This window comes from Curtobacterium subtropicum (genome assembly GCF_030362975.1).
Classification (GTDB): Bacteria; Actinomycetota; Actinomycetes; order Actinomycetales; family Microbacteriaceae; genus Curtobacterium; species Curtobacterium subtropicum.
On the sequence record NZ_JAUCMM010000012.1, the window covers coordinates 50540 to 73305 of the forward strand.

The 22766-nt window shown below is 71.6% G+C and carries 21 protein-coding genes and 1 tRNA gene; 7 read left to right on the forward strand and 15 right to left on the reverse strand.

Annotated elements, in window-relative coordinates; translation table 11 throughout:
* Nucleotides 1-237 precede the first annotated feature (237 nt).
* Complete coding sequence (locus tag QUG98_RS14510) at nt 238-1374, forward strand: AI-2E family transporter (RefSeq protein WP_289471238.1); 1137 nt, start codon at nt 238-240, stop codon at nt 1372-1374.
* Between the two features lie 397 nt (nt 1375-1771).
* On the opposite strand, the gene argG is transcribed toward QUG98_RS14510, so the two are convergent.
* From argG to QUG98_RS14540, 6 genes are all read right to left on the reverse strand, one after another.
* Entirely contained in the window at nt 1772-3214 is a 1443-nt protein-coding gene (gene argG, locus QUG98_RS14515) for an argininosuccinate synthase (RefSeq protein WP_289471239.1), read from the reverse strand.
* A 333-nt stretch (nt 3215-3547) separates the two neighbouring features.
* Nucleotides 3548-3622, reverse strand: a tRNA-Arg gene (locus tag QUG98_RS14520).
* Between the two features lie 13 nt (nt 3623-3635).
* Nucleotides 3636-4739 carry an epoxide hydrolase family protein gene (locus QUG98_RS14525; protein WP_289471240.1) on the reverse strand — a complete coding sequence of 368 codons (1104 nt, stop codon included), beginning with the start codon at nt 4737-4739 and terminating at the stop codon, nt 3636-3638.
* Between the two features lie 220 nt (nt 4740-4959).
* Nucleotides 4960-5454 carry an HNH endonuclease gene (locus QUG98_RS14530; RefSeq protein ID WP_058729644.1) on the reverse strand — a complete coding sequence of 165 codons (495 nt, stop codon included), beginning with the start codon at nt 5452-5454 and terminating at the stop codon, nt 4960-4962.
* 378 nt (nt 5455-5832) lie between these two features.
* On the reverse strand, nt 5833-6780 hold the full coding sequence (locus QUG98_RS14535) for a C40 family peptidase (RefSeq protein ID WP_289471241.1): 948 nt from the start codon (nt 6778-6780) through the stop codon (nt 5833-5835).
* Nucleotides 6781-7071: 291 nt separating this feature from the next.
* Complete coding sequence (locus QUG98_RS14540; RefSeq protein ID WP_137768274.1) at nt 7072-7767, reverse strand: iron-dependent transcriptional repressor DtxR; 696 nt, start codon at nt 7765-7767, stop codon at nt 7072-7074.
* Nucleotides 7768-7932: 165 nt separating this feature from the next.
* Here QUG98_RS14540 and serC point away from each other — a divergent pair, with 165 nt between their 5' ends.
* Complete coding sequence (gene serC / locus QUG98_RS14545; protein WP_289471242.1) at nt 7933-9051, forward strand: phosphoserine transaminase; 1119 nt, start codon at nt 7933-7935, stop codon at nt 9049-9051.
* Between the two features lie 112 nt (nt 9052-9163).
* On the opposite strand, the gene QUG98_RS14550 is transcribed toward serC, so the two are convergent.
* A complete protein-coding gene (locus tag QUG98_RS14550; protein ID WP_289471243.1) occupies nt 9164-9829 on the reverse strand; it encodes a DUF3027 domain-containing protein in 666 nt (221 codons plus the stop codon).
* Nucleotides 9829-10206, reverse strand: a complete 378-nt coding sequence (locus tag QUG98_RS14555; RefSeq protein WP_058729979.1) for a cold-shock protein — start codon at nt 10204-10206, stop codon at nt 9829-9831. The genes QUG98_RS14550 and QUG98_RS14555 overlap by 1 nt, the downstream gene beginning before the upstream one ends.
* Nucleotides 10207-10259: 53 nt before the next feature.
* On the opposite strand from QUG98_RS14555, the gene QUG98_RS14560 reads away from it, so the two are divergent.
* From QUG98_RS14560 to QUG98_RS14580, 5 genes are all read left to right on the forward strand, one after another.
* Nucleotides 10260-10559 (forward strand): hypothetical protein, encoded by a 300-nt coding sequence (locus tag QUG98_RS14560; protein ID WP_137768277.1) that lies wholly within the window; start codon nt 10260-10262, stop codon nt 10557-10559.
* A gap of 19 nt (nt 10560-10578) precedes the next feature.
* A complete protein-coding gene (locus tag QUG98_RS14565; RefSeq protein ID WP_289471244.1) occupies nt 10579-12342 on the forward strand; it encodes a helicase-associated domain-containing protein in 1764 nt (587 codons plus the stop codon).
* A 98-nt stretch (nt 12343-12440) separates the two neighbouring features.
* Nucleotides 12441-14135 (forward strand): DNA repair helicase XPB, encoded by a 1695-nt coding sequence (locus QUG98_RS14570; protein ID WP_289471245.1) that lies wholly within the window; start codon nt 12441-12443, stop codon nt 14133-14135.
* A 55-nt stretch (nt 14136-14190) separates the two neighbouring features.
* Nucleotides 14191-14886: a response regulator transcription factor gene (locus QUG98_RS14575; protein WP_056120555.1), complete on the forward strand. Its 696-nt coding sequence runs from the start codon at nt 14191-14193 to the stop codon at nt 14884-14886.
* A 61-nt stretch (nt 14887-14947) separates the two neighbouring features.
* Nucleotides 14948-16645, forward strand: a complete 1698-nt coding sequence (locus QUG98_RS14580; protein WP_289471246.1) for a sensor histidine kinase — start codon at nt 14948-14950, stop codon at nt 16643-16645.
* A 163-nt stretch (nt 16646-16808) separates the two neighbouring features.
* Here the strand turns inward: QUG98_RS14580 and QUG98_RS14585 are convergent, their stop codons facing one another.
* From QUG98_RS14585 to QUG98_RS14615, 7 genes are all read right to left on the reverse strand, one after another.
* Nucleotides 16809-17684 (reverse strand): hypothetical protein, encoded by an 876-nt coding sequence (locus QUG98_RS14585; RefSeq protein WP_289471247.1) that lies wholly within the window; start codon nt 17682-17684, stop codon nt 16809-16811.
* A gap of 326 nt (nt 17685-18010) precedes the next feature.
* Nucleotides 18011-19630, reverse strand: a complete 1620-nt coding sequence (gene groL / locus QUG98_RS14590; RefSeq protein ID WP_289471248.1) for a chaperonin GroEL — start codon at nt 19628-19630, stop codon at nt 18011-18013.
* 276 nt (nt 19631-19906) lie between these two features.
* Nucleotides 19907-20110, reverse strand: a complete 204-nt coding sequence (locus QUG98_RS14595; RefSeq protein ID WP_058726184.1) for a cold-shock protein — start codon at nt 20108-20110, stop codon at nt 19907-19909.
* A gap of 182 nt (nt 20111-20292) precedes the next feature.
* Nucleotides 20293-20871, reverse strand: coding sequence for a LytR C-terminal domain-containing protein (locus QUG98_RS14600; RefSeq protein ID WP_289471249.1), 579 nt, complete (start codon nt 20869-20871; stop codon nt 20293-20295).
* Complete coding sequence (locus tag QUG98_RS14605) at nt 20868-21161, reverse strand: DUF3263 domain-containing protein (RefSeq protein ID WP_289471250.1); 294 nt, start codon at nt 21159-21161, stop codon at nt 20868-20870. Before QUG98_RS14605 ends, QUG98_RS14600 begins: the two co-directional genes overlap by 4 nt.
* Nucleotides 21162-21258: 97 nt before the next feature.
* On the reverse strand, nt 21259-22272 hold the full coding sequence (locus QUG98_RS14610; protein WP_289471251.1) for a DUF2332 family protein: 1014 nt from the start codon (nt 22270-22272) through the stop codon (nt 21259-21261).
* Nucleotides 22269-22736: a GNAT family N-acetyltransferase gene (locus QUG98_RS14615; RefSeq protein ID WP_289471252.1), complete on the reverse strand. Its 468-nt coding sequence runs from the start codon at nt 22734-22736 to the stop codon at nt 22269-22271. Before QUG98_RS14615 ends, QUG98_RS14610 begins: the two co-directional genes overlap by 4 nt.
* Nucleotides 22737-22766: the final 30 nt, after the last annotated feature.

Genomic DNA, 22766 nt, shown 5'->3' on the forward strand with positions numbered 1-22766 from the left:
CCTTCATCGAGGTGTTGCTCACCCCGGATCCGACCGGGCCGTCCCGCTGTGCCAGACCTCGCGGACCGCGAGGGCATCGTGACGACGGGACCCTGTGAGTGAACCCGGTGAGCCCAGCGTAGAAGCGGGTGCGGAGCGCGTCCAGGGCGATGCGCTTAGCGGCGTCCCCGGACGTCACCGGCCGCGGGTCGGCTGCGTCGGTAGCGTGGAGGCTCCGCACCACCCTCGAGGAGCCCCATGCCCCTGTTCGGCAGCCCGCACACCGACCCCGACCGACAGCCCGGTCCGCTCACCCGCAAGTGGACCGACGGGTTCGGGAGCCTCGCCACCCGGTGCCTGCAGGTGATCATCGTGCTCGTGATCGCGAGCGGCATCGTGTACGCCGCCGCGACCTTGAGCGTCGTGACGATCCCGGTGCTCCTCGCCCTGATCATCGCCTCTGCCATGCACCCGGTCGTCTCGTGGCTCCGCCGGCACAGGGTGCCCTCGGTGCTCGCGACCCTCGCGGTGCTGCTCGGTGTCCTCGTGGTCCTCGGCCTGGTCGGGTGGCTCATCGTCGTCGCCGTGATCGCCCAGTGGCCCGACCTGCAGAAGTCCGCGATCAGCGGGTTCCAGCAGCTGCAGGACACCGTCGACCACCTCCCGTTCTCGATCTCCGACCAGCAGGTCGACCAGGTCGTCGACGGGGTGCAGGGCTTCCTGACGAGCTCGCAGTTCGGCTCCGGCGCCCTGGCCGGCGCATCGGCCACGGCGAACTTCCTGACCGGGCTCGTCCTGATGATCGTGGTGCTGTTCTTCTTCCTCAAGGACGGGCCGGCGATCTGGGAGTTCCTCCTCCGTCCCTTCACGGGCGCCCGCTACGACCGCGCTCGTCGCGTCGGAGACCGCGTCGTCCAGACCCTCGGCGGGTACGTACGCGGCACGGCGAGCGTCGCAGCGGTGGACGCGATCGGCATCGGCGTCGGCCTGGCGATCGTCGGCGTCCCGCTGGCACTCCCCCTCGCCGTCGTCGTGTTCATCACCGCGTTCATCCCGATCGTCGGTGCCACCGCCGCGGGCATCCTCGCCGCGCTCGTCGCCCTCGTCGCGAACGGGCCCGTCGCCGCGCTCATCGTCGTCGGCATCGTGGTGCTCGTGAACCAGCTCGAGGGCAACCTGCTCCAGCCGGTGCTGATGGGCAAGACGCTGAAGCTGCACGGTCTGGTCATCCTGATCGGCCTGACGGCGGGCACGGTGCTCGCCGGCATCACCGGCGCGATCATCTCGGTGCCGCTCCTGGCGGCCGCGTGGGGTGCCGTGCAGGTCTGGGGCGGCCCGGACCGGCCGGCGGAGCCGTGGCGGCAGAAGCGTCCGGAGACCGCCGAGCGGCGGTAGACGCACCCACGGGACGGACGGGAGGCGCGGTGCCGGCTGGCACCGCGCCTCCCGTCCGTCATGCGGGCGCGTCGGCAGCCGGGCCGGCAGGTCCACCGGCGCGCTCCGTCGGCGCGGCGGGCTCCGTCGGCACGCCTGCCGCGACGTCGCACGTGTCGATCGGCGCGGCGGGCTCCGTCGGCACGCCTGCCGCGACGTCGCACGTGTCGATCGACGCGCGCGATGTCGCACCGTGCGGACGCAATCAATGCGTGCGCACAGGACGACGTCGCACCTGTCGATCGACGCGCGCGACGTCGGGCGGTGCGCCCGACACCGATGTCCAGCGCCCACCGGTACGACGAACGGGAGCCCCCGCGCGTGGCAGGGGCTCCCGTTCGTGTCGGCGCGGTGCGCGTCAGTCGGTGCCGGAGTCGAACGCGGCGCCCTCGGACGCGGCGTCCGTCGCACGGCCGAGCGCGTCGTCGGCCGCGGAGGCGACGACCGCCCCGCCGAGGATCTCCTCGGCCTCACCCGACTGCAGCTGCCCGACGAGCTCGCCCGTCGCGCCCCCGATGAGTCCGGCGGCCGCGTACTGCTCGAGCCGCGAGCGCGAGTCGGCGATGTCGAGGTTCCGCATCGTGAGCTGCCCGATGCGGTCGTCCGGGCCGAACGCGGCGTCGCCGACGCGCTCCATCGACAGCTTGTCCGGGTGGTAGGACAGCGCCGGACCCGTCGTGTCGAGGATCGTGTAGTCGTCGCCACGGCGCAGGCGCAGCGTGACCTCGCCGGTGATCGCCGAGGCGACCCAGCGCTGCAGCGACTCGCGGAGCATGAGCGACTGCGGGTCGAGCCAGCGGCCCTCGTACATCAGGCGGCCGAGACGGCGACCCTCATTGTGGTACGCCGCGACCGTGTCCTCGTTGTGGATCGCGTTGAGCAGGCGCTCGTAGGCGATGTGGAGCAGCGCCATGCCCGGCGCCTCGTAGATGCCGCGGCTCTTCGCCTCGATGATGCGGTTCTCGATCTGGTCGGACGCGCCGAGGCCGTGACGGCCACCGATGGCGTTCGCCTCGTACACGAGCGCGACGGCGTCGGCGTACTCGACGCCGTTGATCGCAACCGGACGGCCGGCCTCGAAGCGGACGGAGACCTCTTCGGTGGCGACCTCGACGTCGTCACGCCAGGCGGCGACGCCCATGATCGGCTCGACGATGTCCAGGCCGCTCGAGAGCTCTTCGAGGCTCTTCGCCTCGTGCGTCGCACCCCAGATGTTCGCGTCGGTCGAGTACGCCTTCTCGGTGGAGTCGCGGTACGGGAAGCCCCGGGCGACGAGCCACTCGCTCATCTCCTTGCGGCCGCCGAGCTCCTCGACGAACTCGGTGTCGAGCCAGGGCTTGTAGACACGCAGGCGCGGGTTGGCCATCAGGCCGTAGCGGTAGAACCGCTCGATGTCGTTGCCCTTGTAGGTGGAGCCGTCGCCCCAGATGTCGACGCCGTCCTCCTTCATGGCGCGGACGAGCATGGTGCCCGTGACCGCGCGGCCGAGGGGGGTCGTGTTGAAGTACGTCTTGCCGCCGGAGCGGATGTGGAAGGCGCCGGTCTGCAGGGCGACGAGGCCCTCTTCCACCAGGGCGCTCTTCGCGTCGACGATGCGCGCGATCCCGGCGCCGTACTCCTTCGCCCGACCCGGGACGGCGTCGATGTCCGGCTCGTCGTACTGGCCGATGTCGGCCGTGTACGTGCAGGGCACCGCTCCCTTCTCGCGCATCCAGGCGACCGCGCAGGAGGTGTCGAGACCTCCGGAGAACGCGATGCCGACTCGTTCGCCGACGGGGAGACTGCTCAGGACCTTGGACACGGGGTCAATCGTACGGGGCGCACGAGGCCGGCTACCGTCCAGCGCGACGGTTGTGGAGAACCCGGCGACAGATCGCGGGTGAGGAGTGCCCCTGGATCAGCGCTGCAGGGACTCGAACCCTCATCACGACTCCTGGTGCCCCTGGATCAGCGCTGCAGGGACTCGAACCCTCATCACGACTCCTGGTGCCCCTGGATCAGCACTGCAGGGACTCGAACCCTCATCACGACTCCTGGTGCCCCTGGATCAGCACTGCAGGGACTCGAACCCTCATCACGACTCCTGGTGCCCCTGGATCAGCACTGCAGGGACTCGAACCCTCATCAGGACTACTGGTGCCCCTGGAGGGACTCGAACCCCCAACCGTTTCCTTAGGACGGAACTGCTCTTCCGTTGAGCTACAGAGGCTGGCCCGTCCACTCTAGCGGCGGTAGGGCTCCAGGAACGCGCAGACCTCGTCCACGAACAGCCGCGGCTGCTCGAACGGCGCGAAGTGCCCGCCCCGGTCGAGCTCGTGGTGGTACACGAGGTTCGTCGTCCGCTCGAGCCACTCCCGCGGCGCCCGGACGATGTCACCGGGGAACACGGAGAACCCCGACGGCACCTCCACCCGTCGGCTCAACTGCTCGGCGGGGATCGCGGCGTTCGCGTGGTACATCCGCATCGAGGACCCGATCGTCGCCGTGGCCCAGTACTCGGTCAGCAGCGCGAGGACCTCGTCCCGCGTGTACACCGACCACACGTCCCCGTCGCAGTCGCTCCACGACCGGAGCTTCTCGACGATCCACGCGGCGAGCCCTGCGGGCGAGTCGGTCAGTCCGACGGCCGCGGTCTGCGGCTTGGTGCGGTGCATCATCGCGTAGGCGCCCTCGGCGGTGCGCCACCGGTCGGTCTCCTGCACGAAGGCCCGTTCGGCCGACGACAGGGACGTGGTGTCGATCCCCGGCCAGGCCAACCCGCCGTCGATCCGGTGCACGGCGACGACCCGGTCGGGGTGGTCGAGCGCGAGGTACCGGACGACGTGCGTGCCGATGTCCCCACCGGACGCCGCGAAGCGCTCGTACCCGAGATCCGTCATCAGCGTCGCCCACATGCCGGCGACGTCGCGGGCGTCGAGCACCCCCGGCGGCGCTGCCGAGAACCCGTACCCGGGCATGTCCGGCACGACGACGTCGAACCCGGCCGCGACGAGCATCGGCAGGACCTTGCGGTAGCGCCACCCGGAGTCCGGCCAGCCGTGCGCGAGCAACAGCGGGAGCGCATCCGGTTGTCCGGCCTGTGCGCGCAGCACGTGCACCCGGACGCCGTCGACGTCGTGCCACTCGGAGGGCAGCGCGGCGAGCTGCTCCCGGTGCGCACCGAAGTCGAACCCGTCCGCCCAGTACTCGACCAGCGGTCGGAGTTCGTCGACGTCGACGCCGAGCGACCACCCGGTGCCGACGGGCACGTCAGGCCACCGCGTGGCGCGGAGCCGGGCCCGGAGGTCCTCGATCGTGGCGTGGTCGATCACGGGCGTCTCGCTCATGGCCCGCACGCTACGCCCGCACGTTCCGTCCCATCACGCTTGCGATGAGAGGACGATCCGCGCATCGGGGGCCCGAAGGAACGACACCCTACGAGCGGATCGGTCTCCCTCGCGCGAAACGGTCGACGGACGCACGCACACGCCAGCGGCCAGGGCACGGACGGGAGGCGCGTGGCGGCCCCGCCCCGCGCCTCCCGTCCGTCAGCGGCGACGGTCGCCGCTACGCGGCCACCAGGTACTCGTCCCACTCCGACTGCGGACGCTCGATCCCGCGGACCACCCAGGACGCACCGTGCGGCGCCTTCGGCCGGAACCGCAGCCGCCACCCCATCTCCTGCGGGGTGCGGTCGCCCTTCGTGTTGTTGCACGCCAGGCAGCACGCGACGAGGTTCTCCCACGAGTCCTGGCCCCCGCGCGACCGTGGCTGCACGTGGTCGATCGTCGTGGCGTGCCGGTCGCAGTACGCGCAGCGGTTGGCGTCGCGCCGCAGGACACCGCGGCGCGAGACGGGCACGAGTCTCGCGTGCGGGATGCGCACGTAGCGGGTGAGGATGATGACGGACGGACGATCGAAGCTCGCGGTCGACCCGGTGACCGGGTGGTCGATGTCGGCGGCGATGACGGCGGCCTTCTGGTTCATGACCAGCACGAGGGCCCGTCGGTCCGAGATCACCGCGAGGGGCTCGTAACCGGCGTTGAGGACGAGAGTGCGCATGGGTTCCCTTCCGACGGTGCCTGGACGGCTTCCAGGCGCTGCGGGTGCGTCGGGTCGATCGACGTCGACAGGGGACCGCGACCTGCGACCACGCCCTGAACCACGAAGAGCACCACCCGGATGGGCAGTGCTCTCGTCATGCAGGTGCGTGATGGTGCACGCAGGGGGCGGTCGACCGTATGTCCACGAGCGCGCGCCGACCCGTGGTGCGGGTCGTGCGGAACGCTGACATGAGGTCTCCCGTGTTCGGGCCGGATCGGACCGGTGCAGCCCCAGGCTACGTCGGAAACCGGCCCGACACGAGGGTGTGCGGACCGGTTTCCGGGAGTGTTCACGGGAACGACACACTCGTCGTCACCGCTGCGCGGCTGTGCGGGATCAGATCCCGAAGCGCACGATGTGGTAGCTGCTCGTCCAGATCGGGCGGATCGAGACGGAACCGCCGGGCTTCGGCGCGTCCATGATCATGCCGTTGCCCATGTAGAAGCCGTCGTGCGAGCCGTCGTTGAAGATGACGACGTCGCCGGGCTGCGCCTGGGACTCGGGGATCGTGGTGCCCGCGGCGTCCTGCAGCGGGACCGAGTGCGCCAGGCTGATGCCGTACTGCGCGTACACGTACATGATGTAGCCCGAGCAGTCGAAGCCGGACGGGTCGGCGCCGCCGAAGACGTACGGGGTGCCGATGTACTGCTTGGCGGTGGCGACGACGGCCGGCAGCGAGAACGGGGTGTTCGCGGCGGCCGCGGTCGTCGCGATCTCGTTCGCGGACGGGCCGCTGTAGGACGAGTACTGCTTCGCGGTCTGCGCACGCGCCGCCCGGGTCGCCGCGGCCTGCGCCTGCGCGGCAGCAGCCTGCTCGGCGGCGGCCTTCTGCGCTGCCTCGGCGTCGAGCGTGGACTGCGAGGTGGCACCGAAGCCGTCACGCGAGGTCCCGGCGAGTGCGACCGCGTCGGAGACCGAGAACTGCTGCGCCTGGGTCGCGCGCACCTGGCGCTGCGCGTCGGCGGCGGAGGGACCGCCCTGCTGCGTGGCGGCGACGGCCGGGGCGACCGCGACCGTCCCGAACATGCCGACGGCGACGGTCAGCACGACGGGGGCCAGGAAGCGGCGCTTGCGGGCCGAGCTGCTCGTCTTGGCGGCCTCGGCGGCGCGGGCGGCCTGGGCGGCACGGCGACCACCGGGGAGCGGGGCGTCCCGGACGGGGGTGACGCGACGGGCGGGGGCTTCGGACTGGCGCACGGCCCGCCGGGTGAGCGGGGCGTCGTTCGCGGTGTTCGTCGGGTTCGCGGGCGTCTGGCCGTCCGCGGCGGTACCGGTCTGCGTCAAGGGTGGTGTCTCCGGCGTCTCGTCACCGTCTCCGCCTGGGTCAGGGCGGAGGGGCGGACCCCATCCGTTCGTCATCGTCTCCGATCGAGGCAGGAGACGGGTTCGAGACGTCCTGCCACGGGTCCTGGGCCTCGTGGGCGGCCCGGGGACTCGACGAGTGTACGTGGGGGTCGTTACCTTGTCGAGATGAAACGACGGTTCGGTAACGGAACGATCACGAACCCCTGATCAGCGGCGGTCACCACCCGTGACCTTGTGCCGATTCTCAGGCTCGAGACGCGCTCCGGAGCATCAGTCGCGCTCGATGTAGACGTGCTGCGCGACCTCGGTCGGGAGCTCGATGCCGGCGTCCTCGCCGTCGATCCGCACGGCGACGTAGGCGCCGGCCCGCTGGACCCGCGCGACCCGGCCGGGCATGACCCCGGCGGTGCGCAGCTGGTGCAGCAGCTCGGGCTCGAACTGCACGGGCTCCCCAAGCCGCCGGACGACACCGGACGCGACGGCGTCCGTGCCGTCGGTCGCCGCGACGATGTTCTGCACGCCGTCGAGGAACTGCTCCGCCGCCGGGCCGCCGATCTCGGCGAGGCCCGGGATCGGGTTGCCGTAGGGCGACTCCGTCGGGTTGCCGAGCATCTCGAGCAGGCGCACCTCGACCTGCTCGCTCATCACGTGCTCCCACCGGCAGGCCTCGTCGTGCACGAACGCCCAGTCGAGGCCGATGACGTCGGCGAGCAGGCGCTCGGCCAACCGGTGCTTGCGCATCACGTGCGTGGCCCGCGAGCGCCCCTCGCCGGTGAGCTCGAGGTGGCGGTCGCCGGAGACGACGACCAGGCCGTCACGCTCCATCCGCGCGATGGTCTGCGAGACGGTGGGACCGGAGTGCCCGAGCCGCTCGGAGATGCGCGCGCGCAGCGGCACGATCCCCTCTTCCTCGAGGTCGAGGATCGTCCGCAGGTACATCTCCGTGGTGTCGACGAGATCGGTCACGGTCCGCCTCTCATGTCTGGGCCCAGCCCGATCCACCCTACTTGAGGGGTGTGACGAAACCGCACCGCGGGGCGCGTTCGGCGGCCTGGAGGCGCGGCCCGAGTCCGCCCCGTCCGGCCGGTGCACGGTCGGTGCGGGTGGGATACCGCTGGCTAGGATCGGCACATGGCAGACATCGTCATCCCCGCCGAACTCCTCCCGACCGACGGACGCTTCGGCTGCGGTCCGTCCAAGATCCGCGGCGCCCAGCTCGAGTCGCTCGTGACCCGCGGGGCGACGATCCTCGGCACGTCCCACCGCCAGAAGCCCGTCAAGGACCTCGTCGGCAGCGTCCGCCGCGGCCTCGCGGACCTCTTCCAGCTCCCCGACGGCTACGAGGTCGTCCTCGGCAACGGCGGCTCGACCGCGTTCTGGGACGCCGCCGCGTTCGGGCTCGTCGAGCGCCGTGCGGAGAACCTGTCCTTCGGCGAGTTCGGCTCGAAGTTCGCCAAGGCCACGAACACCCCGTGGCTCGAGGCCCCGCACGTCGTCGAGGCTCCCGGTGGCTCCCTCGCCGCGCTCGAGCCGGTCGAGGGTGTCGACGTCTACGCCTACCCGCACAACGAGACCTCGACGGGTGTCATGGCCCCGGTCGTCCGCGCCGCCGGTGACGAGGGTGCGCTCACCGTCGTCGACGCCACGAGCGCCGCGGGCGGTGCCGCGTTCGACGTCTCGGCCACCGACGTCTACTACTTCGCGCCGCAGAAGAACTTCGCCTCGGACGGCGGCCTGTGGCTCGCGCTCTTCTCCCCCGCCGCGATCGAGCGCGTCGAGCGCATCGCCGCGTCGGACCGGTACGTCCCGGAGTTCCTGTCCCTGAAGAACGCCGTGGACAACTCCCGCCTCGACCAGACGCTGAACACCCCGGCGCTCGCGACCCTGCTGCTGCTCGACGACCAGGTCAGCTGGATCAACGAGTCGGGCGGTCTGGCGTGGGCGGACACGCGGACGCGGACCTCGTCGTCGACGATCTACGACTGGGCCGAGGCCTCCGAGTACGCCACCCCGTTCGTCACCGACCCCGCGCACCGGTCGCAGGTCGTCGCGACGATCGACCTCGACGACGCGATCGACGCCGGGGCCGTGGCCGCGACGCTCCGTGCGAACGGCATCGTCGACACCGAGCCGTACCGGAAGCTCGGCCGCAACCAGCTCCGCGTCGCGACCTTCACCGCGATCGACCCGGACGACGTCGCGAAGCTCGTGCGGGCGATCGACTTCGTCGTCGGCGAGCTGCGCGGCTGAGACGCACCGCCACGACGGACGGGAGGCGCGGTGCCAGCTGGCACCGCGCCTCCCGTCCGTCCGTGCGTCGCGTGATCTGCGTCGTCTGCGTCTGCGTCGTCTGCGCGTCCGGTCAGGCCCCGTGTCGCTCCGGGTCCGTCTCGGACGGGTCGAGCCGGTCGAGCTCGAGGTCGTCGTCGGGGTCGGTCGGCCGGACGCGGGACGCCCGTCGACGCGAGCCGCGGGAGCGCGCCGGAGCGGGCACCTCGGCGACCTCGTCCTCGTCCTCGTCGGCTTCGTCGGCGTCGTCGTCGGTGTCCGCCGCGTCGACGTCCACCCCGTCGAGCTCGTCGTCGTCGGACTCGGCGAGGTCGTCCTCGTCGTCCTCGAACTCGTCGTCGTCGTCCGCCGCGTCGTCGTCGGCCTCGTCGTCGTCCGGGTCCTCGTAGTCCGCTTCCTCGGCGTCGTCGAGGTCGTCGTCGTCCTCGTCCGACTCGTCGTCCTCGTCCGCCTGGCCGGCGCGGTACTCCGCCATCCGGTCGGCCCACGGCACCCAGTCCGGCGCGACCAGCGAGCCGTCGCCCGGCATCAGCTCAACCTCGAGCACGGTGGGCTCGTCACCCTCGACCTGCGCGACCGAGACCGTCCAGCGCCAGCCCGGGTAGCCCGGCATCCGGTTCGAGAAGAGGACCGAGACGACGCCGTCGCCCTCGTCCACGGTGCCGACCGGCTGACCGATCGTCGACTCCGGCGTGACCTCGAGCAGCGCCTTCCGCGCGAGCTCGGTGTGGTCGACCATCAGGCGTCCAGCTGGTCTGCGACGTGGCGCAGGATCGCGGCGATGCGCTCGCCGTTCTTCGGGTAGCGACCGTGGCGCAGGTCACCGCTGATCCGGTCGAGCTCCTTCACGAGGTCCTCGACGATCACCGCCATGTCGTCGGCGGAGCGGCGGGACATCTTCGCGAGCGAGGGCGCGGGCTCGAGCAGTCGCACGGACAGCGCCTGCGAGCCCTTCTTGCCCTGGACGACGCCGTACTCCAGGCGGGTCCCGGCCTTGACCGAGGTGACACCGTCCGGCAGCGAGGACGCGTGCAGGAAGACCGGCTCACCGTCGTCGCCGGTGATGAACCCGAACCCCTTCTGGTCGTCGTAGAACTTGACCTTGCCGGTGGGCATGCTGGACTCCTCGTGGTCTGGAACGGCCGTGGTGCGTCGGATATCCTGGGTCGATGGCCAAGCCGACCCGATCCACCGGGCACACGCGTGAACCCGCGGACACCCCGGTGACGTTCAATCGTACCGAACGCGTCCTCGGGTTCATGATCGGCGGCATCTTCATCGCCGCCTTCCTCTGCATCGCCGCGATGATCGTGATGTGGCTCACCGTCCCGAGCGCGCAGGGCTCCATGCCCTGGCCGGTGGTCATGGCGATCCCGCTGGTCGGGCTGCCCATCGGCATGGTGCTCGTCTTCGTGCTGCTCGGCCTCACCTGGACCAAGCGCGCCCGCGAGAACCGGTCGGCACGCTGAGGACCGGGAGCGGCGGACGATGACGACCACCGCCGACCTCGCCGCCCGCCTGCGGGCGATGCCGGACGACGACCTGGAACGGCTCGTCGTCGCCCGTCGCCTGCCCGCGTCGGTCCTCGCCGAGTCCGGCCCGCAGCACGCAGCCGACTTCTTCGACCTCGCCGAGGCCCTCCGGACCGACGACGCGGTCGACGCAGCACTCGAGCACCTGCCGCGGGCCACGCTGCTCGCGCTCCGCGACGGGTCGACCGACGCCGACGCGCTCGCCCCCGCGGTCGCGCTGGGCCTGGCCGGCGACTCCGGCGCCGTCGACGACGCGGTCGCCGCACGGCTGGCCGCCCACCCGGAGCTCGCCGACCTCCGGCCGGGAGGCACGCCCCCGGCCCGCCCCGCCGCTCGCGACGAGCAGGCGGCCGACCAGGACCGCGCCCGGGCGACCGGCGCCGAGCGCGCGTTCACGACGATGACGGTGCTCGCCGAGCTGCTCCGGGCGGTCGACGCCGGCGAGGTGCGCGAACTCGTCAAGGGCGGCATCGGCACGCCGCTCGCCCGGACCCTCGGCGAGCGCGTCGGCGCGGACCCGGACGTCGTGCCCGACCGGCTCGCACTGCTCGACCGCTGCGGGTTCGCCGACCCCGGCGACGGCCGCTGGACCGTGACGTCCGACGGACGCGCCTGGCTCGTGTCCGCGTGGTCGGACCGCTGGGTCGGCCTCGCCGGGCGGTGGTGGCGCTCGCTCGACCCCGCCGTGCACGACGTGCTCCGGACGGCCGGCGACGACCTGCACGACCTGGTCGCGGTCGGGCGGTGGGCGTTCCCGGCGGGGGCACGGTGGCTCGACGCCGTGCTGCTCGACGTCGTCGGCACCGCCGAGGTCCTCGGGCTCGCGGTCGACGGCACGGTGACCCCGACGGGTCGCGCGGTCCTCGGCGGTGACGTCGCCGCCGCTGCGGGGGACCTGCCGCCGACCGTCGACGGCGTCTACCTGCAGCACGACCTGACGGTGATCGCCCCCGGGCCGCTGTCCCCGGCGGACGACGACGCGCTCCGCACCGTGGCCGACCTCGAGGCACCGGGGTTGGCCGCGCGGTACCGCGTCTCCGAGGACTCCGTGCGCCGCGCCCTCCGAGCGGGGACGACGCGGGACGACCTGCTCGCACTGCTCGAGCGGCTCTCGGCGACCGACGTGCCGCAGCCGCTGCGCTACCTGGTCGACCAGGTGGCCTCCCGCGACGGCGGGCTCGTGGTCGACGTCGCGCCGGACGGCCGCGGAACGGTCGTGCACGGGACGCCCGACCAGCTCGACCTGGTCGGGGTCGACGCCGAGCTGCGGCAGCTGACCTGGGAGCGCGTCGACCTGACGACCCTGACCGCCCCGCACCCGCCGCACGTGGTCCACGCGGCGCTCGAGGAGCAGCGGTACCCGGCCGTGCTGACGGCTGCGGCCCGTCCGGTGACGCAGGACGCGCCTCCCGGCCGTCGCCGTGGCTCCGGGCGCACACCGGAGCAGGCCGCGCACGCGCTCGTGGAACGACTCCGCCTGACGACGGAGCGCGGGGACGCGGAGCCGGAGCAGGAGTGGCTCGGACGGCAGATCGACCTGGCGGTCCGCGGGAAGACGCCGATCCGGCTGACGGTCCGCATGCCGGACGGGTCGGAACGGCCGATGTCGATCGTGCCGACGTCGGTCGCCGCCGGTCGGGTGCGCGGTCGGGACACCGCCGTCGACGTGGAGCGGACGCTGCCGCTGTCACTCGTCGTCGCGGTCGAGAGCGAGGCCTGAGCCGCGCGGTCCTGCACAGCCGCGGTGCCGGAGCCGGTTCTCCACCGATGCGCACCCGGCGGACCCGCTCGCAGCCGCGCAGCCTAGGCTGATCCGTCATGAACGGACCGCTGATCGTGCAGAGTGACCGCACCGTGCTCCTCGAGGTCGCGCACCCCCAGGCCGAGGACGCGCGGCACGAGCTCGCGGCCTTCGCCGAGCTCGAACGCGCGCCCGAGCACGTGCACACGTACCGGATCACGCGGCTCGGACTGTGGAACGCCCGGGCGGCCGGCCACGATGCCGAGTCGATGATCGGCACGCTCGAGCGGTTCGCGAAGTTCCCGGTCCCGCAGAGCGTCACGGTCGACATCCGCGACACCGTCTCGCGGTACGGACGGCTCGTCATCCGGCGTGAGGAGCGCGAGGACGCCCCGGCGATCGCGAACTCCCCGACCGAGGAGCTCGAGCGCCAGCCGGTCCTGCTCCTCACCGCCGAGGACCCGTCGGTGCTGGCCGAGGTGACCCGGTCGAAGCGCATCAAGCCCCTGCTCGGCGACCAGCGCTCCCCCTCGGAGATCGAGCTGCAGCCGTGGGCGCGGGGCCAGGTCAAGCAGGAGCTCGTGAAGCTCGGCTGGCCGGCGGAGGACCTGGCGGGCTACACGCCGGGTCAGCCGCACCCGATCGACCTCGACACGGCGTCGTGGCACATGCGTCCGTACCAGGAGCAGGCCGTCGACACCTTCTTCGCGCAGGGCTCCGGAGTGGTGGTGCTGCCCTGTGGCGCCGGCAAGACCCTCGTCGGCGCCGGGGCGATGGCGACCGTCAAGGCGACCACGCTCATCCTCGTGACGAACACCGTCTCCGCACGGCAGTGGCGCGACGAGCTGCTCCGCCGGACCACGCTCAACCCCGAGGACATCGGCGAGTACTCCGGCACCTCGAAGGAGATCCGGCCGGTCACGATCGCGACGTACCAGATCCTGACCGCGCGACGGAAGGGCGAGTACACGCACCTGTCGCTGCTCGACGCCCTCGACTGGGGGCTCATCGTCTACGACGAGGTCCACCTGCTCCCCGCGCCGGTGTTCAAGCTCACCGCCGACCTGCAGGCCCGCCGACGTCTCGGGCTCACGGCCACCCTGGTGCGCGAGGACGGCCGCGAGAGCGACGTGTTCTCGCTGATCGGCCCGAAGCGCTACGACGCCCCGTGGAAGGAGATCGAGGCGCAGGGGTACATCTCCCCCGCTGCCTGCTACGAGGTCCGGATCGACCTGCCGCACCAGGACCGCCTCGAGTACGCGGCGTCGGGCGACGACGAGCGCTACCGGATGGCAGCGACCTCGCCCGCGAAGACCCCGGTCGTGCGCGAGCTCATCGAGAAGCACCACGGCGAGCAGATCCTCGTCATCGGGCAGTACATCGACCAGCTCGACGACCTCGCCGCGTCACTCGACGCCGCCGAGATCACCGGCTCGACCCCGGTGGACGAGCGGGAGCGGCTGTTCCAGGCCTTCCGCGAGGGCTCGATCGACGTGCTCGTGGTGTCGAAGGTGGCGAACTTCTCGGTCGACCTCCCCGACGCGACGGTCGCCATCCAGGTGTCCGGCTCGTTCGGGTCGCGACAAGAGGAGGCGCAGCGCCTCGGCCGCCTGCTCCGCCCGAACAAGGACGGCCTGCCCGCGTCCTTCTACACCCTCGTCACGCGCGACACCGTCGACCAGGACTTCGCGCAGAACCGGCAGCGGTTCCTCGCCGAGCAGGGGTACGCGTACACGATCCTCGACGCCGATCAGGTCCTGGCAGCCGCGTAGCCACCACACGACCCGCTCCCAGGCAACCTCTAGGGAACGGTCAGAGGATAGGGGCATGACCGATGGCCCCAAGATCCTGATCGTCGACGACGAGCCGAACATCCGCGACCTCCTCACGACCTCGCTGCGCTTCGCCGGGTTCGCCGTCCGTGCGGTCGGCAACGGGGCCCAGGCGATCTCGGCCGTGCTCGAGGAAGAGCCCGACCTGATCATCCTCGACGTGATGCTGCCCGACATGAACGGGTTCGGCGTCACCAAGCGCCTCCGTTCGTCCGGGTACACCTCGCCGATCCTGTTCCTCACAGCGAAGGACGACACCGAGGACAAGATCACCGGGCTCACGGTCGGCGGTGACGACTACGTCACGAAGCCGTTCTCGCTCGACGAGATCGTCGCGCGCATCAAGGCCATCCTCCGTCGCACCATGAACGACGAAGAGGACGCGATCATCCGCGCCGGCGAGCTCACGATGGACCAGGACACGCACGAGGTCACGATCGGCGACGCGCAGATCGAGCTGTCCCCGACCGAGTTCAAGCTCCTGCGCTACCTCATGCTCAACCCGAACCGCGTGCTGTCGAAGGCGCAGATCCTCGACCACGTGTGGGAGTACGACTTCAACGGCGACGCGGGCATCGTCGAGTCGTACATCTCGTACCTCCGCCGCAAGCTCGACCAGTACTCGACCGAGCCGATCATCCAGACCAAGCGCGGTTTCGGCTACATGCTGAAGGCGTCCAAGGCGTCCTGACGTCGGGCACACGGCGACCGTCCGGTTTCACCGGGCGGTCGCCGCTTATCGTTGGGGCAGCATGCACACGCGAATGAGCCGCTGGTGGGACGGGATCTCCCTCCGCACCAAGATCACCGGGATCACGGTGCTGCTCGTCGCGCTCGGACTCCTCGTCGCCGGCCTCGGCACCATGACGGTGCTGTCGACGTACCTCATGCAGCAGCTCGACAACACGGTCAAGCAGACGACCGAGCAGCTCGAGGGTCAGAACATCAGCGACGGCCAGCAGTACTGCACGCTGTCGATCGTCCTGTCGCAGAGCGCGTACGTCGCCGCCTACGACTCCCGTGGCGACAAGATCTGCCAGACCCGCGCGTCCAGCCGGCCGGACATCCGCTCGCTCGACTTCTCGGCGGCGGCGCAGAGCTCGCAGCGGTTCTCGCTGTACGACAGCCAGCACGACCACGAGTGGCGCGCGCAGATCATCCCCGCCTCGCTGCAGAACCAGTCGAGCGGCACGTCCGAGACCGGCTACGTGCTCGTCGCCGTGTCCAGCGCCGACACCGACCAGACCATCGCGCGCTTCACGGTCATCTTCCTCGGCTTCGGCATCTCGGTGATCCTGCTCGGCGCGATGCTCACCCGACTCCTCGTGACCGCGACGTTCGACCCGCTGCGCGACGTCGAGGACACCGCGGCCCGGTTCGCCGCCGGCGACTTCAACCAGCGCCTCGAGTCGGACACCCCGAACACCGAGGTCGGTCGACTGAACCGCTCGCTGAACGCGATGCTCGAGCGGATCGACTCTGCGTTCGAGGACCGCGAGCGCACGATCGACCAGATGCGCCGCTTCGTCGGTGACGCCTCGCACGAGCTCCGGACCCCGCTGGTGTCGCTCCGCGGGTACGCCGAGCTGTACCGGATGGGGGCGCTCCGCAAGGAGGAGGACGTCGCCCAGGCGATGGACCGCATCGAGAAGGAAGCGCAGCGGATGGGCCTGCTCGTGCAGGACCTGCTGCAGCTCGCCCGCATCGACGAGTCGAAGCCGCTCGAGCTCGGTCCGGTCGACCTCGTCGCCATCGCCCGCGACTCGGCGCTCGACACCATGGCGTCGAACCCCGACCGCGAGATCCAGGTGCTGGTCGAGGACGCCGTGACCGGTGTCAGCGTGCCGCAGGCCGTGCGGCCCGGCGCCTTCGGACAGGACACGGGCGAGACCCCGGTCTCTCCGCCGTCGGCCAACACGACCGGACCGATCGCGTTCTCACGGCAGACCATCGCGCGGCTCCGTGCCCGTCGGACCCGGGCGATGGGCGTCGACGGCACCGTCCCGACCGACGAGACCACGCCCCTGCCGACCGTCGTGCTGCCGGCCCGCCCCCCGATCGTCCTGGCGGAGGAGAACAAGATCCGCCAGGTCGTGACGAACCTGATGGGCAACGCCATGCGGTTCACCGAGCACGACGACCCGATCGAGATCGGCATCGGCGTGGACGACGACCGCGGCATGGCGCACATCGACGTCATCGACCACGGCGAGGGCATCCCGCCGCAGCTGCGCGACAAGATCTTCCAGCGCTTCTGGCGTGCGGACACCTCCCGCGCTCGGGACACCGGCGGGTCGGGCCTCGGTCTCGCGATCGTCTCGGGCATCGTGCATGCGCACAACGGCTCCGTCGAGGTCTTCGACACCGAGGGCGGCGGAGCGACCTTCCGGGTCTGGCTCCCCCTGCTCCCGCGGGACTACACCCCCACCCCGAAGGCCCCCGCCGCCTGACCCCGGCCCGCCCGGCCGGCCCGGCCCGGCCCGTTCGGTCCTTCTGGTCGCACGACTTGCCGCTCAGTTCCGGCCTCCGCGGCAAGTCATGCGACCTGAGCGACAGCCGGCGGCAGGTCTTGCGACCGGAGGGTGACACGGAAGGGGCGCGCCGCGGACCGACTCACGTCCGGGAGGCGAAGGCCTGACGGAGCCGCTCGAACAGGACCGCGGGGCGAGCTGCGTCCGCAGCCGTCGCATGCACCACGATCCAGCCGTTGACGGCGAACCCGTTCGCGCGGCGCTGGTCGTGCCGGAACACCTCGCGCTCGCGGTGGTGGTCGCCGTCGTACTCGAGTGCGATCCGGAGCTGCGGCCAGCACATGTCCACACGCCCCAGGAAGGTCCCACCCTCGTCGAACACCTCACGGTTCAGCTCGGGTTCGGGGAACCCCGCGTCCACGACGTCGAGCCGGATCAGCGTCTCCATGGGTGATTCGCTCCCCGGTCGCACTGCCTCGAGGGCTGCTCGCGCGAGGACGACCCCGTGCCCGCGTGGACGGAGCGCTCGCGCGAGGTCCTCGGTCGTGGCCAGCCCCGCACGGCCGACGAGGTGGTCGCCGAGGACGACGAGTGCCCGGAGATCGAGGAGCGTGGCGCACTCTGCCCACACACGGGCGGGCGCACTGAGCGGCAGGCCGTCGAGCGCTGCGGTGTCGTCGTCGGTCGCCCGGTGCGCTGTGACGCCCGGGCGCCGCATGAGACTTGTGGTGCCGACCGTCGCGACGTGGACCGACGTCGCGTCTCGGTTCGCTCGCGGCACCGGCGCTCCCCACAGGCAGGCGGCGGTGGTGTGGCTGAAGCGCTGGTCGGGGCGGAGCACCAGGGCGATGCACTCCACCAGCCCGATCTCGCGGTCGCGGAGCACGCGCACGCCGTGGACCGGCCTCCGGAGGTCGGCACGACGCATGCGACTCGGTCCCTCGCCGTACCGCCGTGCTTCTGCGACCGTGAAGGCCCGGTTCGCCAGGCTCTCCGGCAGCGCGCGTGGGGTGGACATGTCCGCATCCTGGACGCACGACGAGTCACCGTTGGTCGAGGCGGGCGCAACTGTGGAGAGCGACCGAGGCCGAGCCTCCTGTGCGGGAGAGGTGCGCGCGACCGGATCGCACGACGTGCCGCGCGCGGACGTTCTCGTCGCACGACGTGCCGTCGCGGACGAAGCTGAGCGGCAAGTCGCGCGACCAGAACGGACCGGGCGACCGGGCGCGGGGCCGGGTGACCGGGCGCGGGGCCGGAGGCGCGGGGCGCGGGGCGCGGAGCCCCGCCCCGGCACGCGGAAGGGCCCCGCACGCGCTGCGTGCGGGGCCCTTCCGGCTACCGGGACTAGAAGTCCATGCCACCCGTGGGGTCGCCGGCCGGCATGGCCGCGGCCTTCTCGGGCTTGTCGGCGACGACGGCCTCGGTCGTGAGGAACAGCCCGGCGATCGACGCGGCGTTCTGCAGCGCCGAGCGCGTGACCTTCGCCGGGTCGATGATGCCCGCAGCGACCAGGTCGACGTACTCGCCGGTCGCGGCGTTGAGGCCGTGACCCGACTCGAGCTCGCGGACCTTGGCGGCCACGACACCCGGCTCGAGACCGGCGTTCAGCGCGATCTGCTTGAGCGGCGCGTCGATCGCGACGCGGACGATGTTCGCACCGGTCGCCTCGTCACCCTGCAGTTCGAGCGAGTCGAGCGCGACGGACGCCTGGATGAGCGCGACGCCACCACCGGCGACGATGCCCTCCTCGACGGCGGCCTTCGCGTTGCGGACGGCGTCCTCGATGCGGTGCTTGCGCTCCTTGAGCTCGACCTCGGTCGCGGCGCCCGCCTTGATGACGGCGACGCCACCGGCGAGCTTGGCGAGGCGCTCCTGGAGCTTCTCGCGGTCGTAGTCGGAGTCGGTCGCCTCGATCTCGGAGCGGATCTGACGGACGCGGCCCGCGATCTGCTCGTCGTCGCCGGCACCCTCGATGATCGTGGTCTCGTCCTTGGTGATGATCACCTTGCGGGCCTTGCCCAGCAGGTCGAGGGTCGCGTTCTCGAGCTTGAGGCCGACCTCTTCCGAGATGACCTGGCCGCCGGTCAGGATCGCGATGTCCTGGAGCATGGCCTTGCGACGGTCGCCGAAGCCCGGGGCCTTGACGGCGACGGACTTGAAGATGCCGCGGATCTTGTTCACGACGAGGGTCGCGAGCGCTTCGCCGTCGACGTCCTCGGCGATGATGAGGAGCTGCTTGCCCGCCTGGATCACCTTGTCGACGACCGGGAGCAGGTCCTTGATGTTGGAGATCTTCGAGTTGACGATGAGGATGTACGGGTCCTCGAAGACGGCCTCCTGGCGCTCCGGGTCCGTGACGAAGTACTGCGACAGGTAGCCCTTGTCGAAGCGCATGCCCTCGGTCAGCTCGAGCTCGGTGCCGAAGGTGTTCGACTCCTCGACGGTGACGACGCCCTCCTTGCCGACCTTGTCGATCGCCTCGGCGATGAGCTCGCCGATGGTGGAGTCAGCGGCCGAGATCGACGCGGTCGCGGCGATCTGGTCCTTGGTCTCGATGTCCTTCGCGTTGGCGAGGAGCTGGTCGGAGACGGCGGCGACGGCCTTCTCGATGCCGCGCTTGAGCGACACGGGGTCGGCACCGGCGGCGACGTTGCGGAGGCCCTCGCGGACGAGCGCCTGGGCGAGCACGGTCGCGGTGGTCGTACCGTCACCGGCGACGTCGTCGGTCTTCTTGGCGACCTCCTTGACGAGCTCCGCACCGATCTTCTCGTACGGGTCGTCGAGCTCGATCTCCTTGGCGATGGAGACACCGTCGTTCGTGATCGTGGGGGCGCCCCACTTCTTCTCGAGGACGACGTTGCGGCCGCGCGGGCCGAGCGTCACCTTCACGGCGTCGGCCAGGGTGTTGAGGCCGCGCTCGAGGCCACGGCGGGCCTCCTCGTCGAAAGCAATGATCTTAGCCATGTGAGTTTCTCGTCCCTCCCGGACGTCGTCATGGGGGTCGTGCTGGCACTCAGCGTGAGCGAGTGCCAACGCCGATTCTGGCACTCGCCGGGTGCGAGTGCAACACAGCCGGGAGGCACGGCTCGACTTCCCAGGAGACGGTGCGGCACCGGGTCCACCGGCCGGTACCGACGGCGCCGGTCCCACCGCAGCGGCACCGCGGCAGCAATGCGTCGGCCCGCACACGACGAACGCGCCGTCCCCGAGGGGACGGCGCGTCGACGGGTGGACCCGGTCTCAGGCGGGACGGACCGCCTCTGCCTGCGGGCCCTTGGCCCCGGTGCCGACGTCGAAGGTGACCGCCTGGCCCTCCTCGAGGACCTTGTACCCCGACATGTCGATTGCCGAGTAGTGCACGAACACGTCCTGGCCCCCTCCATCCACGGTGATGAAGCCGAAGCCCTTCTCGGCGTTGAACCACTTCACGGTTCCGTTGGCCATGATCTCTTGCTCCCTGGTGCTGCTGTTGCGAACGACGCCGTCGCCGTCTGGCGATGACTCTCGTGCAACAACCGCGGCAAGGCAAGGGGTGTGACGTTCTTTCACGCCGATTCCGTCAAGAATCAACGTGCCCGAAACACCCCTGTCACAAACCGGGCACCGGTGATCCCAGAGATCGCGCGTCAGCCGCCGTAGTCTGCGCCGAGCACGACGCTGACGTCGGCGTTCGGGAACGCCGACGACTGCTCCACCGTCGCGATGCCGAGGGCCTTCGCCACCCCCTGCGCCACGGCCTGCTGCTCGGGCTGCTGGTAGTACACGACCGACGTCGTCGCCCCCGTCGTCCCGGCGTCCCCCGTCGACGTGACCTTCCAGCCGGCGGCGGTCAGCGCGCGGCTGCCACGGGCGGCCAGACCGGTCGTCGTCGTGCCGTTCAGCACGACCACGCTCGTCGTGCCCTGCGCCGACGGCTCCGCAGCGCTCGGCTCCTCGGACGCGGGCGTCGACGGGGTCTCCGACGGCGCTGCGGACGCCGAGGAGCTCGCCGAGGGGCGCGGCGACGAGGTCGACCCCGGGAACGAGTAGCTGCCGTTCAGCAGCGCGAGCACGAGCACACCCACGAGCACGAGCACGCCGGTGGCCAGGGCGCCCCAGGCGAACGCGATCCACCCGCGCCCGCGACGACGGGCACCGCGGTGCGCTCCCACCCGGGGGCCGTCGGTGACGTCGTCGAACCGGTCTCGCGGGAATCTCTCGGTCATCGTTCCTCTTCACGGGGATCGGGCGCGGGGGCGACGAACGTGCGCGCCGCTCGTGCTCGGGTGCGGGCGTGCCGCAGCCGCTGCAGTCGTCCGACCAGCTGCGGGTCGAACGCGAGTGCGGCGGGCAGGTCGATCACGCGGTCGAGCACCTGGTAGTAGCGCGCCGGCGACATGTCGAACGCGACCCGGATCTCCGCTTCCTTGGTGCGGTCGTGTCGCGCCCGGTCGTGCTCGAACGCGAGCACGCGCTTGTCGAGCTCGCTCAGCTCGTCGGTGGGGAGGGCGGTCACGGCACTTCCGGTCACGGTTCGGTCACGGGTCTCGCACATCGTAGGGGTGCCCGGCGGTCCGACCCTGGCACGCGGCTGGACTGTCGCGAGACCCGGTTCAGGCTCCCGGTCGACGGAACCACCGGACGCGCACGCCGAACGGGTCGCAGACCGCCAGCGCGACTCCGTCGAGCGAGACCGTCGCGAAGGCGTCCGGGTCCGTCGCGTCGACGTCGTCCGGCAGGGTCGCGGCCACCCCGCGCAGGATCCCGGTGCGCTCGAGGGCCACCCAGTGCACGCCGCGCTCCGCCAGCCGGTCGACCACGCGCTGGCGGTCCGGCCCCGGCACGTAGACGAGCGTCCCGGTGGTGAGCACCACGGGTCGGACGCCGTCCGGCAGTGCGTCCAGGGCACGGTCGAGGTCGCCGGGCAGCACGCCGCGGATCCGGACGGGAGGCACGGCGAGCGTCGCGCGCGCCGCCTCGCGCATCAGGGCGGTGCGGTCCGTCGCCTCGGGCGGAACGGCCTCCACCAGGCGGTCGAACGCCCCGGGCTCGGCGAGGTCGATCGGCTCCGGGTCGAGGGCGACCCGCGCGCCGATGCGGATCGGTGTGGTCGTCGGCTCGGGCACCGTCCCGCTGGCCTCGACCGTCAGGTGCACGGACGGCTCCGCGACGGCGGTGTGCACCCGGACGACGCCGTCCGGGCCGCGGTGGTCGAGCGTGACCCGGTCCGGCACCGAGCAGAGCCCCGCCGCTGCACCGGCGTCGACGAGTCCGAGCGGTCGCGGGTCGCCGACCTGCGCTCCGGCGGCGGCGAGCGCCTGCAGGACCGGGACGACGGGACCGAGCCGCCGCGGGTCGTTCGCCTGCACCGTGGCGGTGGTGAGGGCCGTCACCAGGGCGGGGCGCGCCTCCCGGCCGAGCGCACGCAGCGACCCGGGGTCCACCGGGTCCGCACCGAGCCGCCGCGCGACCGCGAAGACCAGCTCGGGCTGCCGCTGCTGCTCCGGTACCGCGTCGAGGAGCGCGACGAGGTCGTCGTCGACCGACCGTGCCCAGGCGGCGTACGAGGGCGAGACCGTGGCGATGCGCTCCGCGTAGGCGGCCCAGCGCTCCCGCGTGCCGGTCACGGGCGGTGCATGCCGACGTGGCGGATGCCGGCCTCGTCGTACGGTGCGCCGAACCGGACGAAGCCGTGCCGCTCGTAGAGTCCCGCGACGTACTCCTGGGCGTGCAGGACGAACGGCTCGTGCCCGTGTGCGTCGAGCACGGCGGCGACCAGACGGCCGGCGATCCCCCGCCCGCGGTGGTCGGGGTGGGTGGCGACCCGCCCGATCACCCACGCCGGCACGGCGGACCCGGCGGGGTGCGCCTCCTCCGGGGCGGGCCGGACCAGGCGGAGGTACCCGACCGGATCGGTGTCCGCTCCGAACCACCAGTGCTCGGTGTCGGGCTCGCGGTCGCGGCCGTCGAGGTCCTCGGCGGTGACCCGCTGCTCGAGCGCGAAGACGCGGTTCCGCAGCCGCACGATGCCGTACAGTTCGTCCGTCGTCAGGCGGGTCCAGTGGGCGTGGCGGACGGAATGCTCGGACATCGTCGCGAGTTTACTGAAGGGGTCGGGCAT

Excerpts from the sequence above, each read along its gene's own strand:
- QUG98_RS14585 (WP_289471247.1), bottom strand. The coding sequence starts at position 17,684 with ATGTCCACCCCACGCGCGCTGCCGGAGAGCCTGGCGAACCGGGCCTTC.
- serC (WP_289471242.1), top strand. The coding sequence starts at position 7,933 with ATGGCAGACATCGTCATCCCCGCCGAACTCCTCCCGACCGACGGACGC.
- QUG98_RS14600 (WP_289471249.1), bottom strand. The coding sequence starts at position 20,871 with ATGACCGAGAGATTCCCGCGAGACCGGTTCGACGACGTCACCGACGGC.
- QUG98_RS14510 (WP_289471238.1), top strand. The coding sequence starts at position 238 with ATGCCCCTGTTCGGCAGCCCGCACACCGACCCCGACCGACAGCCCGGT.
- QUG98_RS14525 (WP_289471240.1), bottom strand. The coding sequence starts at position 4,739 with ATGAGCGAGACGCCCGTGATCGACCACGCCACGATCGAGGACCTCCGG.
- QUG98_RS14615 (WP_289471252.1), bottom strand. The coding sequence starts at position 22,736 with ATGTCCGAGCATTCCGTCCGCCACGCCCACTGGACCCGCCTGACGACG.
- QUG98_RS14570 (WP_289471245.1), top strand. The coding sequence starts at position 12,441 with ATGAACGGACCGCTGATCGTGCAGAGTGACCGCACCGTGCTCCTCGAG.
- QUG98_RS14575 (WP_056120555.1), top strand. The coding sequence starts at position 14,191 with ATGACCGATGGCCCCAAGATCCTGATCGTCGACGACGAGCCGAACATC.
- QUG98_RS14580 (WP_289471246.1), top strand. The coding sequence starts at position 14,948 with ATGCACACGCGAATGAGCCGCTGGTGGGACGGGATCTCCCTCCGCACC.
- QUG98_RS14565 (WP_289471244.1), top strand. The coding sequence starts at position 10,579 with ATGACGACCACCGCCGACCTCGCCGCCCGCCTGCGGGCGATGCCGGAC.
- QUG98_RS14595 (WP_058726184.1), bottom strand. The coding sequence starts at position 20,110 with ATGGCCAACGGAACCGTGAAGTGGTTCAACGCCGAGAAGGGCTTCGGC.
- QUG98_RS14560 (WP_137768277.1), top strand. The coding sequence starts at position 10,260 with ATGGCCAAGCCGACCCGATCCACCGGGCACACGCGTGAACCCGCGGAC.
- groL (WP_289471248.1), bottom strand. The coding sequence starts at position 19,630 with ATGGCTAAGATCATTGCTTTCGACGAGGAGGCCCGCCGTGGCCTCGAG.
- QUG98_RS14555 (WP_058729979.1), bottom strand. The coding sequence starts at position 10,206 with ATGCCCACCGGCAAGGTCAAGTTCTACGACGACCAGAAGGGGTTCGGG.
- QUG98_RS14550 (WP_289471243.1), bottom strand. The coding sequence starts at position 9,829 with ATGGTCGACCACACCGAGCTCGCGCGGAAGGCGCTGCTCGAGGTCACG.
- QUG98_RS14530 (WP_058729644.1), bottom strand. The coding sequence starts at position 5,454 with ATGCGCACTCTCGTCCTCAACGCCGGTTACGAGCCCCTCGCGGTGATC.